This window comes from Occultella glacieicola, from assembly GCF_004353825.1.
Classification (GTDB): Bacteria; Actinomycetota; Actinomycetes; order Actinomycetales; family Beutenbergiaceae; genus Occultella; species Occultella glacieicola.
Map to the genome: position 1 here is coordinate 136,061 of NZ_SMNA01000001.1, position 14,282 is coordinate 150,342.

Annotated in this window: 7 protein-coding genes and 1 pseudogene; 2 read left to right on the forward strand and 6 right to left on the reverse strand. The window is 71.5% G+C overall.

The features are described 5' to 3' along the window. Window positions 1-1,528: 1,528 nt before the first annotated feature. Together EXU48_RS00650 and EXU48_RS00655 are read left to right on the forward strand one after the other, a co-directional pair. Window positions 1,529-2,506: a ParA family protein gene (locus tag EXU48_RS00650; RefSeq protein WP_235856759.1), complete on the forward strand. Its 978-nt coding sequence runs from the start codon at window positions 1,529-1,531 to the stop codon at window positions 2,504-2,506. Continuing rightward, window positions 2,503-3,753, forward strand: coding sequence for a ParB/RepB/Spo0J family partition protein (locus EXU48_RS00655; RefSeq protein ID WP_133105654.1), 1,251 nt, complete (start codon window positions 2,503-2,505; stop codon window positions 3,751-3,753). The genes EXU48_RS00650 and EXU48_RS00655 overlap by 4 nt, the downstream gene beginning before the upstream one ends. A 51-nt stretch (window positions 3,754-3,804) precedes the next feature. Here the strand turns inward: EXU48_RS00655 and EXU48_RS00660 are convergent, their stop codons facing one another. The 6 genes and pseudogenes from EXU48_RS00660 to EXU48_RS00685 all read right to left on the reverse strand — a co-directional run bounded on the left by EXU48_RS00660 (window position 3,805) and on the right by EXU48_RS00685 (window position 14,269). Continuing rightward, window positions 3,805-4,746 carry a D-alanine--D-alanine ligase family protein gene (locus EXU48_RS00660; RefSeq protein WP_133106052.1) on the reverse strand — a complete coding sequence of 314 codons (942 nt, stop codon included), beginning with the start codon at window positions 4,744-4,746 and terminating at the stop codon, window positions 3,805-3,807. A 59-nt stretch (window positions 4,747-4,805) separates the two neighbouring features. After that, entirely contained in the window at window positions 4,806-6,038 is a 1,233-nt protein-coding gene (locus EXU48_RS00665; protein ID WP_456238529.1) for an aminotransferase-like domain-containing protein, read from the reverse strand. Between the two features lie 257 nt (window positions 6,039-6,295). Then, a pseudogene (gene trxA / locus EXU48_RS24695) lies at window positions 6,296-6,637 on the reverse strand (thioredoxin); the annotation flags it as partial. A gap of 28 nt (window positions 6,638-6,665) precedes the next feature. Continuing rightward, on the reverse strand, window positions 6,666-7,661 hold the full coding sequence (gene trxB / locus EXU48_RS00675) for a thioredoxin-disulfide reductase (RefSeq protein WP_133105657.1): 996 nt from the start codon (window positions 7,659-7,661) through the stop codon (window positions 6,666-6,668). A 72-nt stretch (window positions 7,662-7,733) separates the two neighbouring features. Next, complete coding sequence (gene murJ, locus EXU48_RS24900) at window positions 7,734-11,960, reverse strand: murein biosynthesis integral membrane protein MurJ (protein ID WP_235856760.1); 4,227 nt, start codon at window positions 11,958-11,960, stop codon at window positions 7,734-7,736. Beyond that, entirely contained in the window at window positions 11,957-14,269 is a 2,313-nt protein-coding gene (locus EXU48_RS00685; RefSeq protein WP_133105658.1) for a DUF6049 family protein, read from the reverse strand. Before EXU48_RS00685 ends, murJ begins: the two co-directional genes overlap by 4 nt. Window positions 14,270-14,282: the final 13 nt, after the last annotated feature.

Here is a 14,282-nt window from a genome sequence, read left to right on the forward strand (position 1 = left end):
TCGCTTCTCGACTCGTCGCGCCCGAACTGCCGTGTCGACGGCGGGTTCCTGTAGCGCTCGACAGGCGCGAGCGCGCCGCCGTGCCCTAGCCCGAGAATCGCCGAGTCGACGCCGTCGCTGCCCATGGCGATAGCCTTCATCGCTGCGCGCCGCGGCCGCTGCCACGGTGGGTCCTGGTGGAATTGAGTTTCACGTGGGACGGATGGCGGACACGCCGTCGTCCTGGCCTCGGCCTGTCCCAGCCGGGTCCAGGCCTGGTCCGTACTGGAGTCTCTCGCGCACGCGGTGTACTTCCAACCCGGTGCCCGTGCTGGGACTCTGACCACCGACGCCCCACCGAAGAGCAGAGGTGAGCATGACGTCCTCCGCGACCGTGTGCCCGGTCATGTACTCGGGTCGGCGTGGATCAATGGGCGGCGTGGCGGCGCCGTCGGCCGGCAGGCGTGCTGGCGATGTGGGACCGGCTCGGGTGCACGAGTCGGTCCACCGGGCAACTCGGTCCCGGGTCGAGTGTTGCGTGCCGGGCCACTCGGGTGTATCCGTCGGGAACTGCGATCGGTGTGTCCCGGATCCGCATGGTCGGACGAGCCCGCTGCGGCCTGCAGTGCACACGGTTGGATGACGGCCGGTGTAGCGGTCCACGCGAGCAGGTGATGGCGCACTTCTCCAGCGGTTGCCCGGGGTGGTGTGTTTCACGTGAAACGCGGCTCGGCGGACGGTACGCACTGGCTGTCGACGGGCGTCGTCGGAGTGGTCCGATCCCGCTTCGTCCCTCGCGGACGCGCTGAGGGCGCCACTCCCGGCCCCGGCCGGCAAGGCCGTGTCGCAAAGGGTCGTTGAGTCGCGCGTGCGTACGGAGGGGTTGTCGACGTACGCGCGAGCGTTTCACGTGAAACGGACCGAGATGCTGGCGAAGTCGCGCCCAGTCGAATATCGTCGCCGCTTCGATGCACGCGCCGAGCTGGTCAGGCGTAGAGCGGCGCGCGCCTCCTCCTGCGATTGCCGCTGCGTGAGGGTGCCAGGCCGCCCACCGCGTACCCGCGTGGACGCCGGTGTCGCACCGCAGCACGAGGTTCGCGACCCGGCTTCACGTGAAGCACGCGTCTTTCCCTGACGTGCACAGCCATGGTGCCCCAGGGGTCGTGTCGTGAGTCGCAACTGCCCGATCCGGGACAGCGCGCGTGGGTTCCACGTGAGACATGCTCCGCCCGGCCACGCGGTTGCTGGTTCTGCGTGCAGCACGTTCGGCACGCCCGGCCACGCGGTTGCTGGTTCTGCGTGAGCGTGCTTCGCTCGCCCGGACCGCGAACGGCTGCTGGTTCCACGTGAAACGAATCTGCCGAGGGATGCGCGACGCGCGCGTGTGGATGGTCTGAGCACCGGCCGAACACGCTTAGGCTGGTCCAGTACGCCGATCCCCCTTGAACGGACGCTCCACGTGGACCAGGAAGACGCCGGTGTCGTTGCCTCGACACCTCCGGATGTCACGACTCCGCTCTCACCGGAGGAGGAACGTCGGCTCGAACTGATGTCGGCCATCCCGGTCATGGATGAGACCACACCACTCGCCGCGGAACTCGCGCTGGATGCCAGGCGCCGCATCGAGCTGTCGGGACGTCGGTTCCCGCCGCCGTGGCAGACGAGGGTGTTCACGGTCGCGAACCAGAAGGGCGGCGTTGGGAAGACGACGACCACGGTGAACCTCGCAGCCGCGCTCGCGAAGGCCGGCCTGAGGGTGCTCGTTATTGATAATGATCCTCAAGGGAATGCCTCGACCGCGCTGGGGGTCGAGCACCACAGCGGTGTCCCCTCGACCTATGACGTGCTGATCAACGACGTCCCGATCGCCGACGTGATCCAGGAGACAGAGGCGATCCCGGGCCTCTACTGCGTGCCCGCGACCATCGATCTCTCCGGAGCCGAGATCGAACTCGTCTCGGTCGTGGCCCGGGAGAACCGGCTGCGCAACGCATTGGCCGCTTACCTCAAGGAGAGGTCACGTCAAAGTCAACCACGGATCGACTACGTCTTTGTGGATTGCCCTCCCAGTCTCGGTCTGCTCACCGTCAACGCGTTCGTCACGGCGCGTGAGGTCCTGATCCCGATCCAGTGCGAGTACTACGCACTGGAGGGACTGAGCCAGCTCCTCAACAACATCAACCTGATCCGGGCGCACCTGAACCCCGCGCTGCACGTATCGACGATCCTGCTGACGATGTTCGACGGCCGCACGAACCTCGCACAGCAGGTCTCCGAGGAAGTGCGTGAGCACTTCCCGGACCAGACCCTGCACACCGCGATCCCTCGATCCGTACGGATCTCGGAGGCACCGAGCTACGGACAGACGGTCCTGACCTACGATGCCGGGTCCTCGGGCGCCCTGGCCTACCTCGAGGCGGCGCGGGAGATCGCGAAGATGGGTGCGTTGCCTCCGGAGCCCGCGGCCCTGCAACCCGATGACACCGCGGCCGCCGAGGCACCGGAAGTGGAAGGAGCGACCCGATGACCGAACGTCGACGAGGACTTGGACGGGGTCTCGGAGCCCTGATTCCCACCGCGCCAACGAGCGGGGTCGGGGGCAACGGCCGACCGGTCGATGTGTTCTTCCCAGATTCCCGTGGCGCTGCGACGGCCGTCGAGACCCCGCCGGCCACCGACACCGCCGTTTCGGCCGACTCCCCGCCCGAGTCGAGCCCGAGTGGGCCCGACGAGGCGCGTCCTGCCGGCGTCGACGACACGGGTGTCGTGGCTCCCGCGCAGGCGCCGACCGCCGGGGCGGGCACCGAGGTCGACGACCGCGACGAGGACACGACCCGGCAGGACGTCGCGCCCGGTGCACGGTCGCAAGCCGCTGCCCCGGCCGGGGACGGCCCCGCCACGGAACCCGTCAGTCCAGAGCTGCGCCCGGTTCCCGGCGCCCGGTTCGCGGAACTGCCGTTGGACGCCATCCGTCCGAACGCGAACCAGCCCCGGCAGGTCTTCGATGAGGACGAACTCGAGGAGCTGTCCAGCTCGATCCGCGAGGTCGGAGTGCTGCAGCCGGTCGTGGTGCGCCCCTCCGGCACCGATGTGGAGGGCCGGCCCACCTACGAGCTCATCATGGGCGAGCGCCGGTGGCGGGCATCTCGGCTGGCCGGCAACGACACGGTCCCCGCGATCATCCGGGACACCGCTCAGGACGACATGCTCCGGGACGCGCTCCTGGAGAACCTGCACCGGGCCCAGCTGAACCCGCTCGAGGAGGCAGCCGCCTACCAGCAGCTGCTGGACGACTTCGGGTGCACCCACGACGAACTGGCAACGAAGATTGCTCGGTCGCGGCCACAGATCTCGAACACGTTGCGGCTGCTGAAACTGCCCCCGCTCGTACAGCGGCGCGTCGCCGCGGGCGTCCTCTCCGCGGGCCATGCCCGCGCACTCCTCGGACTGCCGGACGGCGGCGCCATGGAACGTCTCGCCCAGCGCATCGTGGCCGAGGGCCTGAGCGTTCGGGCCACGGAGGAGATCGTCACGCTCGGCGACGACCCGATCCACCCGGAGATGCGCCGACGCCCACGGGCGGGCGACCACAGCGAGGCCTTGGACAACCTGGCCGTGCGGCTCTCCGACCGCTTGGACACGAAGGTCAAGGTGAACCTCGGTCAACGTAAAGGTCGTATCAACATCGAGTTCGCAAGCGTTCAGGACCTCAACCGGATTCTGAACGCCCTTGCCCCCGACGATCCGGGAGTGCTCCAGCCGGCCTCCGAGTGAACCGGGCTCACCCGGCCCGGTTCATCCCCGGCCCGGCCCGGGCCGCCCGGCTCAGTCCCGCTTGGTGAGCTGGGCCGCGGCGACGATGCTCCGATAGAGCTCGCCGAGGGACCGTCCGCCCGCCTGCGCAGCCTGCGGGAGCAGCGACGTCTCGGTCATCCCCGGTGCCACGTTGACCTCGAGAAACCAGGGGACGCCGTCGGAGTCCACGATCATGTCCGTCCGGGACAGGTGGCTCAGGCCGAGGGTGCGGTGCGCGAGCACCGCGAGCTCGGCTGCGGCGCGCTCGGCCTTCGGGGTCAGGCGTGCCGGCGCGAAGTACTCGGTGCGACCCGGGTTGTACCGCGCGTCGTAGTCGTAGGCCCCCTCGGTGGAGATCTCGACCGCGGGTAGTGCGACCGGTCCGTCACCGACGTCGACCACGGAGACAGCCAGCTCGGTGCCGGTGACGACCTGCTCGAGCAGGGCGTTCTCCCCGTAGGAGAAGCACGTGACCATGGCTCGAGGCAGTTCGTCGGTGTCGGTGACCACGGAGACGCCGAGAGCCGACCCGCCCTTGGCGGGCTTGACCACCAACGGCAGTGGGAGCCGTTGCAGCACGATGTCCAGGACGGCCTGGGCGCCGACCTCCCGGAACAACGACTGCGGCAGGCTCGCGAACTCCGGCGTGCATGCGCCGGCCCGCGCCATCAGGGTCTTTGCGACGGGCTTGCTCCAGGCAATCCGGGAGCCCGCGGAGTCGGTTCCCACATAGGGCACACCGACCAGTTCGAGCAGGTCACGGATCGACCCGTCCTCACCCGTGGAACCGTGCAGGATCGGCCAGACCACATCGGGCCGCGCCGACTCGAGGTATCCCAGCAGGCTCGCGTCCACGTCGCGCACCGTCACCGACATCCCCAGGCCCCGGAGTGCCTCCGCGACCCGTCGGCCCGATCGCAGGGAGACATCCCGTTCGTGGGAGAGCCCTCCGGCGAGGATCAGCAGTTCCATGGGCACGATGGGCACGATGGGCACAGCATCGGATCCGGCGGCGTGCATGATCTCCGTCCTCAGGCCTGGTTCGGGGAAGGGGCTTGCGTCCCGCGGACCACCTGGGTGGCGGCCCCGGTGCCGAACATCCGGACCAGGTCGTGCTCGTCGTTGACGACGGTCGCGAGCCGGCGGACCCCCTCGTGGATGCGCTCGGGCGTCGGGTAGCAGAACGAGAGCCGCATATGGTCCTGGCCCTGACCGTCCGCGTAGAACGCCGTGCCCGGGACGTAGGCGACCAGACCGGTGACCGCCCGCGGGAGCATCGCCTGCGCGTCCAGGCCGGCCGGCAGGGTGACCCAGGTGTAGAAACCACCGGCCGGTACCGTCCAGGTGGCCGCCGGCAGGTGCTCGGCGAGGGAGCCGAGCATCGCGTCCCGGCGCTCCCGGTAGACCTCGCGGAAGGACTTGATCTGGCCGCGCCAGTCACACGTGCTCAGGTAGGTGGAGATCGAGAGCTGGCTCATCATCGACGGGCACAGGATCGCGGACTCGCTGGCCAGCACCAGACGCTCCCGGACCGCGTGCGGGGCGAGGGCCCACCCCACCCGGTACCCGGGTGCGAACGTCTTCGAGAACGAGCCGAGGTAGACGACCGCCTCGGGATCGTAACTGTGCAGCGCGGGGAGCGGGTCGCCGTCGAAACCGAGGAGCCCGTACGGATTGTCCTCCAGCACGAGCACGCCGTGGCGGCGCGCGATCTCGACGATCCGCGGACGGCGTTCGAGGGCGAGGGTGACCCCCGCAGGGTTGTGGAAGTTCGGAACCGTGTAGAGCAGCTTCACCCGGCGCCCCTCAGCCCCGAGCCGGCTCAGGGCCTGCTCCAGGGCCTCGGGTACGAGCCCGGCGTCGTCCATCTCGACGTGGACCACGTCCGCCTGGTAGGCCCGGAACACCCCGAGCGCCCCCACGTAGCTGGGCGCCTCCGCGAGCACGACGTCACCAGGGTCGACGAAGATCCGGGTGACCAGGTCCAGCGCCTGCTGGGACCCGGTCGTGACCACGACGTCGTCGGAGTGCGCCCGGATACCCTCGAGTGCCATCACGTCGAGGATCTGCTCGCGTAACGCCTCCTCGCCCTGACCGGAGCCGTACTGCAGCGCCACCGCGCCGCGTTCGGTCAGCAGTTTCTGGGTGAGTTCGGCGATGTTGTCCAGCGGTAGCCCGGCCAGGAACGGCATGCCGCCGGCCAGGGAGACCACCTCGGGGCGGTTCGCGACGGCGAACAGGGCCCGGATCTCCGAGGCCTTCATGCCATGGGTCCGGTCCGCATAGTTCGCCAGCCACGGGTCGAGCCGGGTGCCACGGCCCGGTTCGGCAGCAGCGGCGGCGGCGGCGGCGACGGTGGGCGTCGTCGGGTCGGGTGCCTGCTCGCTGCGCTCGTTCATCGTGGTTGCCTCCGGAAAATGGGTCGCCGACCGTGAAATGACCGACCCCCCGAGTGTTTCACGTCTCGGGGGGCCGGTCGTTCGCGTCCCGGGCCGTGTCGGCCCGGTGCCGATCCGTTCGGTCAGGCGATGTACTCGGAGATCTCGTCGAGGAACTTCTTCTTCGGGCGCGAGCCGACCAGGGACTTCGACAGCTCACCGCCGGTGTAGACGTTGATCGTGGGGATCGAGACCACGTTGTAGTCACGGGCCACATCGGGGTTCGCGTCCACGTCCACCTTGACCACCTTGATCTTGCCCGCGTACTCGTCGGCGATCTCCTCGAGGATCGGTGCGAACTGGAGGCAGGGCGGGCACCAGCTGGCCCAGAAGTCGACGATGACCGGCTGATCGGCCTTCAGCACGTCCTCACCGAAGGAGTCGTCGGTGGCGTGGGTGACGTTGTTGCTCATGGGAGTCCTCGGATCTCGGGTGGGGTGGTGGGAGTGCGGGTCATTCGGCGACGGATGCGGCCAGGGCGCCCACGTGGTCCCCGGCGTTCGAGGCGTCCAGGGCGGCGAGGTAGCGCTCCGCGTCGAGGGCGGCGGCGCACCCGGTTCCGGCGGCCGTGATGGCCTGCCGGTAGTGGTGGTCGACGACGTCACCCGCGGCGAACACACCCGGGAGGTTGGTCCGGGTGCTGGGGTGCGCGACGTCCACGTAGCCCTCGCTGTTCAGGTCGATCTGGCCGGCCAGCAGTTCCGTGCGCGGCAGGTGCCCGATCGCCACGAAGAGCCCGGTCGCGCCGACCTCCCGGGTCTGGCCGGTGACCGTGTCGCGCAGGGTGGCGCCGGTGACCTTGGCGTCCCCGTGGATCGCCGCGACCTCGCTGTTCCATGCGAACGTGATCTTCGGGTCGTTGAGGGCGCGCTCGGCCATGATCTTCGAGGCGCGGAGCTCGTCGCGCCGGTGCACCACAGTCACGGTGCGGCCGAACCGGGTCAGGAACAGGGCCTCCTCCATCGCGGAGTCGCCGCCGCCGATCACCAGGATGTCCTGGTCCTTGAAGAAGAACCCGTCGCAGGTGGCGCACCAGGAGACGCCGCGCCCGGAGAACTGCTTCTCCTCGGGCAGGCCGAGCTCCTTGTAGGCCGAACCCGTGGCCAGGATCACGGTGCGGGCCTGGACCTCCTCGCCGTCCTCGGTCGTGATCGACTTCAGGTCACCGGCGAGCTGCACGGACGTCACGTCCTCGTAGCGGACGTCCGCGCCGAACCGCTCCGCCTGCTCCTGCATCTTCTCCATGAGCTCGGGGCCGAGGACACCGGTGGGAAAGCCGGGGAAGTTCTCGACGTCCGTGGTGTTCATGAGCGCGCCGCCCGCGGTCACGGAGCCGGCGAACACGATCGGGGCCAGTCCCGCGCGGGCCGCGTAGACCGCCGCCGTGTAGCCGGCCGGCCCGGAGCCGATGATGACGACGTCGTGAACGGTGGAAGTGCCTTCGGTCATGCTCGGTCCTTCGTGAGAGATGGGTGCTGCTGGGGTGAACCACGGCCGGCCCGGCATTGTTCCGGACGCTGCTCAGCCGACCGTGATCTCGGCGAGTTCGATCCGGTTGCGGCCGTCGGAGTCGGCCACCGGCAGCTCCGGGAACCACAGGACGATCGAGCCGAGCTCGGTGGGCGTCGACAGGGTGTACGTGGTGTTCGGACCCATCGGGCCCTCGGCCAGCACCTCGCCCCCGTTCGGTGCGGTCGGGTCGGTGTTGCGGATCTGCACGATGCCGCCGGAACCGTGCACGTCCAGGGTGACGGTCGTGATGAGGGCGGGCTCCTCCAGGGTGACGACGAAGCCGAGCCCGTCCTTGATGCCGTAGTTCGGATTGTTGTACCGCAGGGAGTTCCAGGTGGTCGCCGGGTCGCCGTCGATGGCCCGGCCCGCTGTGTCCTCGTTGTCCCCCACGCCGGACGCGGGGTCGAGCGACTGCGCCGAGACGAACGTGGCGACCGTCGGCGGTGGCTCGGTGGTGGGCTCCGGGGTCGGCTCAGGCGTCGCCGAGGGCGTCCCGTCCGTCGGCGCGACGGTCCCGGTCGGCTCCGTGGCGGGCTGGTAGGACGTCCGAGCATCGCTGAGGGAGTTGAACGCGAGCAGGGCGGCGACCACGACGAAGGCGATCATCAACAGGATCACGAACGGCGTCGGGTTGAACCGGGGTCGCGGCTCGGCCGGCCCGGCGGCCGCGCCCTCCTCCTCGGTCTCGGGACGGCGGAACCGGTCGCCGACCGCGCGGGCGTTCTCCCGTAGGGCGCCGAGGGCGCGTTGGGAGCCGGCGACGGCGGCCCCCACCCCGGCGGTGACGGCGGACGGCTCCTGCTCGTCGACGAGGCCCTCGGTGGGCAGGTCCCAGCCGGCCTGGGCGGGCGGGGGTGTCGGGAGCGGACCCGCTCCGATCGCGGGGGCCGGGGGCGCGTCGTCCCTCGCCACGAGCTTGTCGTCCGGTCCGGCCGGCGCCTCGGGTGGCAGGTCCCAGCCGGCCTGCGCCGGCGGCGGGGCGGGCAGCGGACCGGCACCGATGGCGGGTGCCGTGGCGATGGCGGCCGGACCGTGGTCGGCGGACGCCGTGGCGCCCGCGATCCCGGCGGCCCCGGCCGCCTCGGCTCCGGTCTCGGCGGCACGGGCACCCGCACCCGCACCGGCTCCGGCGAGCGCGCCGGTGACCGCCGTGACGAGGGCACGGCCGCGGGCACCGAGACGTTGCCACAGCGACGCCTGCTCGGGCTCCTCCGGCGCGGTCGCGCCCGCGTGCTCGTGCCGGGCGTGGTAGCTGTCGATGATCTGGGTCCGGTCCCCTCCGGCGTCGGTGGCCCGGACGAGATCGTCGAAGTCACGCTGCTCGGTCTGGTCGGGGGGCGGCTTGAGGCTCCAGGTGCTCGGGTCCGCGGGCGCTCGCACCGGTGACAGCCGGGTGGTGGCGTCGGGTCGGTCCGGGCCCGAGGTGGTGGGCTCCGGTGACCCGGCTCCAGCCGCGGCGACACCGGTGGGCTCGAGACCATGGGACCCGGTGGTGGCTCCGGCTCCGGCGGCACCTCGGCCGGCGGCATCCCCGAGACCGGCCGCTCCGGCGGCCGCTCCCAGACCGGCCGCACCCGCCGCACCAGCGATACCGGCGACTCCTGCGGCACCCGCCATGCCGGCGCCCCGCAGTCCGCCCTGGTGGCCACCTGCCTGACCGACGCCGTCCGTCCCACCCGACGATCCGCCGTCGTCCCGCCTGCGGGCCGCCGCGGCCACGCCCGGGTCGATCTCGTCCCAGGGCGCGAGGTCACGGACCAGCTCGCCCGGGGTGTACGGGCCGTCCTCGTGCGGGCCGAAGGTGACCGAGCAGAGGGTGTCGAGGTCGTGCGGGATGCCCTCGACGACATCCCCGGGTGGTACCGGTGCGCCGCCGTGGCGTGCGGCCAGGGGCAGGCCACCGGCGCGCTTCGGATCACCCGGCCAGGTCCCGGTCAGCGCCGTGTACATGAGGGCGACGAGGTCCACGCTGTCGGTCCGGGCCGCGGCGCGGGCATCGCCGCCGTCGACACCGAGCTCGGCCGCGTCGACGGCGAGGCCCTTGAGCACCACGCCGCGCTCGCCGACCAGCAGCGACGCCGGACGCAGCTGGAGGTGATGCACACCGCGCTTGCGGGCGGCCTCGATGGCGGCGGCCGCCTCCCCGACGAGGGAGCGGGCCACCGCGGCGGGCACCGGCCCGGACCGCACCAGATCGGCGAGGGACGGGGCGTCGGTGGCGTCGGTGACCAGGTAGCCCAGGCCGCCGGAGGTCCCGACCCGTAGGATCCGGGCCAGTCGGTCGTCGCCGACCAGGGCCGCCCGGCGAGCGGCGTCGAGGGCTTCCTCGCGGTGCGGGCCGTCCAGGGTGATGATCCGCACGTCGCGCTGCAGGATGTCGTCCCGTGCGCTCCAGAGGCTGCTCTGCGGAAGTGGTGCCTCGAGCCGTGCGAGGAGCACATACCGGTCCGCGATGGTTGAACCGACCACCAGGTCCATGGCGGTGCCTCGAGTCACGGGGGCGCCTCCGATACGCTGTGGAACTCCGCTGATCTTCCCCCACATGGTACGCAACGGTGCGGGCATCGGGATCCGAGCCACCAGGGCGGTGACCGGCCGGGCCACCGGGGCTGTCATCGCGGACACCCGGTTCAGGAGCGCGTCGAGCTCCCCCACCCGCAGCTGGCGGAGCAGGATCAGGTAGATCACCAGCATCAGCGCACCGAGCACGAGCACCCGCGCCAGCGCCCCGGCGAACCCGGTCTGCACGCCCCAGAGGTGCAGCAGCCCCCACCCGACGAGAGCCGCGGGCACCGCGGCCATGAACACCCGCAGGTGGGTCAGGAAGACACGGCTGCCGTCGAGGCTGGGCAGTTTCCGGCGCAGGGCCAGGTAGGCGACCAGGGCGCCGAAGGTGTTCGCCACGGTGGTGGCCGCGCCCGCACCCGCGACCCACCACTGCAGGTCCAGGAGGAAGTAGCTGAGCAGGCTGCCGACGATGAGGATGGCCGCCATCGGAACCTGGATCCCGAACAGCGACTTGGTGTCCTCGAACGCGAAGTAGACCCGCTGGGCCATGGTCCAGATCGCGATCGCGGGCAGGCCGGCGAGCATCGCGACGAGCACCCCACCGACCGCCCGGTACGCGGGAAAGGAGGCGGTGTCGAACTGGATCACCTGGGTCACCGGGATCGCCAGGACCATGAGTGCGGCCGCGGCGAACACGGTGAACACCGCCAGGGTCCGCAGCCCGAAGGACAGGCTGTCCCGGACGGCGCGGGTGTCGGAGGAGGCGGCCTGCTCGGACAGCCGGGTGAACATCGCGGTCACCAGCGACACGGTGATCAGCGACTGCGGCAGCATGAAGATCAGGAACGCGTTGTCGTAGGCGGCGTTGCCGGCGACCCCGAGGTCGCCGGCGGCGGTCGAGCTCGCCGCGGCCGCGAGGTTCGAGACACCCAGGTAGCCGACCTGCCCCACGGCCAGGGCGGCGAACGCCCAGGTCGCCACGCGGCCGGCCGTGGCGAGGCCGGTGTTGCGCAGGCCCCACACGGGCCGGAACCGGAAGCCGCTACGCGCCAGCGGGATGATCAGGACCAGCGCCTGCACCGCCACCCCCAGGGTCGCGGAGCCGGCGAGGAGCGCGATCCGGCCCGCGTCCCAGGCCTCGACGGGCGGTGGATCGGTCCGGTCGAAGCCACCGAAGATGACCAGGTAGGCCACCAGCCCGGCGATGGCGATGATGTTGTTCGCGGCCGGTGCCCACATGTACGGGCCGAAGATCGAGCGGGCGTTGAGGACCTGGCCGAGCAGGGCGTACATCCCGTAGAAGAACAGTTGCGGAATGCACCAGAGCGCGAACGAGACGGCGAGCGCACCCCAGGGACCGTTGCGGAACTGGGCCGCATACAGCGTCACCAGCAGCCCGGACGCGAGGGTCAGGACCACCGTGACCAGGAACAGGAACGCCCCGGCCAGGGTGAGCAGCCGGTTCACGTACTCCTGACCGCCGTCCTTGCGGCGCATCGCGCGCACGATCTGCGGCACCAGAACCGCGTTCAGGATCCCGCCGGCGAGCAGCATGAAGATGATGTTCGGCAGCTTGTTCGCCACCGAGAACGCATCCGCGGCGCCACCGGTCGAGAAGATGGCCGCCACCAGCAGGGCGTTGCGGACCAGGCCCAGCACCCGGGACACGAGCGTCCCGGAGAACATCAGTGCCGCGGAACCGGCCAGGCCCCCACGTGGTTGGGTCATCGGTCGTCCTCGGTGTCGGTGGCGGCTGGTCGCGGCTCGGCGGCCTCCGGCGGGTAACGGCGCCCACCCTTGCGGATGGTGCGGATCAGGCCGAACACGAACGCCACCCCGAGCACCACGACCGCCGCGGTCAACCCGGTGCTCTCCCAGTCCGGGCGGACCCGGACGTCGAACGAGGACGGTTGCGCCACGGACGTGCCGTCCTCGGCGGCCAGGACCAGGACCTCTACCGTGACGTCGCCGCTCGCGACCGCGGTCACCGGGACCCGCACCGTCGTGGTGCCGTTCGCCGGGATCGTCGCCGCGACCCCATCGTCCGCGCGCAGCCGCGGGTCGCTCGGGTCCAGCTGGACCACGACGGAGGCGTCCGCGTCCATGGCGTTGTCGATCGTGACCGGGACCTCGCTCGCGTCCGAGATGAGCAGCACGCTGCTGCCGGCCTGGACGCTGATCTGAGTCAGCAGGTCCGCCACGGCCGCGGTGGCTCCGTCGACGAGCGTGGACCGGATCTGGGTCCGCTCGATCAGTGCGGTGGCGGGTGCGCTGAGCAGGCCGACGGCGGGCGCGTTCGTGAGGGCGCCGGGCTCGGCGAGCACGTCGTTGAACGCGTCGAGACTCGTCCAGGTCTCGCCGAGCCGGCGCAGCTCCGCGCCCGTGAGGCGGTCGCCCTCCGGGGCGCTCACCTGCACCGAACGCCCCTCGGTGCCTGCAGAGCGGCCGAGCAGGCTGCGCAGACTCGTCACCTCGAGCCAGGGTGCCTCGGCGAGCGAGCCGAGGATGGCCCGCAGCCGTTCGGCATCCCCGGGGTCGGCGCCCAGGTCGCGCGGGAGCGCGGCCAGCAGGCCGCGGGCGTCGTTGGGGCGTTCGCGGGTGACGACGGCGGTCTGGGCGAGGAAGGACTGGCGTGCCTCGACGGCGGTCAGGTCCGGGTCGGTGAGCGAACGCGACAGTGGACCGTCCCAGAGCGCCGCCTCGACCTCGCCACCGGACGTGCTGATCTCGGTCCGCCCGGACGGGGTGTACGTGAGGTCGCCGGTCGTGGGGACCTCGTCCGCGGGGAGCACGACCGTCTGCGCGCCCGAGCGGGCGATCGCCTCGAGCGTGGCCGCATCAGTGGCCGCCGGCCAGATGACGTCGTCCAGCACGACCACCTCCCGCTCCTCGAATAGCCTCGCGGCACGGTCCGCAGCCGCGTCGGCGATCGTGGTGTCCTCGCTCTCGGCGAGGGTGACGGCGTCGGCGTCGGCGTAGGAGAGGGCGACGACGTCCCGCTGGGCGCTCGCGGCCGCGAGCGACTGCACGAACGCAGGCAGGTCCGTGGCGGTCAGGATGGCGTCCGGGTCCGCACCCGAGCCAGGGGCCGGGTCGGTCGGGGTGCCCGACGGCGTCGGCTCGGTGCCGGGGTCGGTCGCACCCGGGGTGGTGGTCGGGTCCGTCGGGTCGGTGGGGGTCGGGTCGGTCGGGTCGGTGCCGTCCGTGGCACCCGGGGGGTCGACCGTCGCCGGGTCGGTGGTCTCGCCGGCGCCGTCATCCGCCGGTCCCGTGGTCGGGTCCTGCTCGCCGGGCTCGGCGCCGGTCGGCTCGGAGCCGACCGGCAGCTCGAGCAGGACCGGGTCGAGCGCCCAGGCCACCGGCAGGTCCCGGGTGGCCTCCACCAGAGCCGTGATCCTCGGTGCGGCGACCTGACCGACCAGGACGTCCTGCTGGGTCGCCGCGGCCCACTCCTGCGCCGTCGGGGTCAGCGGGAGCAGCACGGTCACCTCGGTCCGAGCGGTGGTCTCGAGCGTCTCGGGGTACCAGAGCAGTTCCGACCGGGTCCGCCAGGTCTCGCCGGCGTCACTCACGACGATCTCGATCCCGCGGGGTCCCCAGGCGGGGCTGCCCCCGAACGGCGACTGGTCGGACGGGATCGAGACGGTGAAGGCCGCCGACGCGCCCGGGGCCACGTCCTGGCCGAGGTTCGCCAGGGTCAGGGTGCTGACCAGACCGGCGGTGGCCTCACCCTCGAGCCACCGGTCCAGGGAGTTGCGGGACTCCGGGACGCGGGACTGCATCCGCAGCCGCACGGTCGGGTCCGTGAGGACCTCGCCGGTCTCGTTGGTGATGGTGCCGGTCACGACGAGATCGAGCCCGGGACGCAGCACCGCCGGTGTCATTCCCGTGATCTCGACGGTGACGTCGCCCGGCGCGGCCGTGGCGGACGGCACGGTGGCCGCGGGCGCGAGTGGACCGAGCGCGGCGAGGATGCCGAGCAGGCACGCCGCGAGCACGGCCCGCACGCGGATCGCACGGGGTTCCCGGCGCGTCATCCCAGGCTCACGC

What these genes read in the sequence shown, in the direction of transcription:
- EXU48_RS00650 (WP_235856759.1), top strand. Translation starts at nt 1,529, where the DNA reads ATGTCGGCCATCCCGGTCATGGATGAGACCACACCACTCGCCGCGGAA.
- EXU48_RS00655 (WP_133105654.1), top strand. Translation starts at nt 2,503, where the DNA reads ATGACCGAACGTCGACGAGGACTTGGACGGGGTCTCGGAGCCCTGATT.
- EXU48_RS00660 (WP_133106052.1), bottom strand. Translation starts at nt 4,746, where the DNA reads ATGGAACTGCTGATCCTCGCCGGAGGGCTCTCCCACGAACGGGATGTC.
- EXU48_RS00665 (WP_456238529.1), bottom strand. Translation starts at nt 6,038, where the DNA reads ATGAAGGCCTCGGAGATCCGGGCCCTGTTCGCCGTCGCGAACCGCCCC.
- trxB (WP_133105657.1), bottom strand. Translation starts at nt 7,661, where the DNA reads ATGACCGAAGGCACTTCCACCGTTCACGACGTCGTCATCATCGGCTCC.
- murJ (WP_235856760.1), bottom strand. Translation starts at nt 11,960, where the DNA reads ATGACCCAACCACGTGGGGGCCTGGCCGGTTCCGCGGCACTGATGTTC.
- EXU48_RS00685 (WP_133105658.1), bottom strand. Translation starts at nt 14,269, where the DNA reads ATGACGCGCCGGGAACCCCGTGCGATCCGCGTGCGGGCCGTGCTCGCG.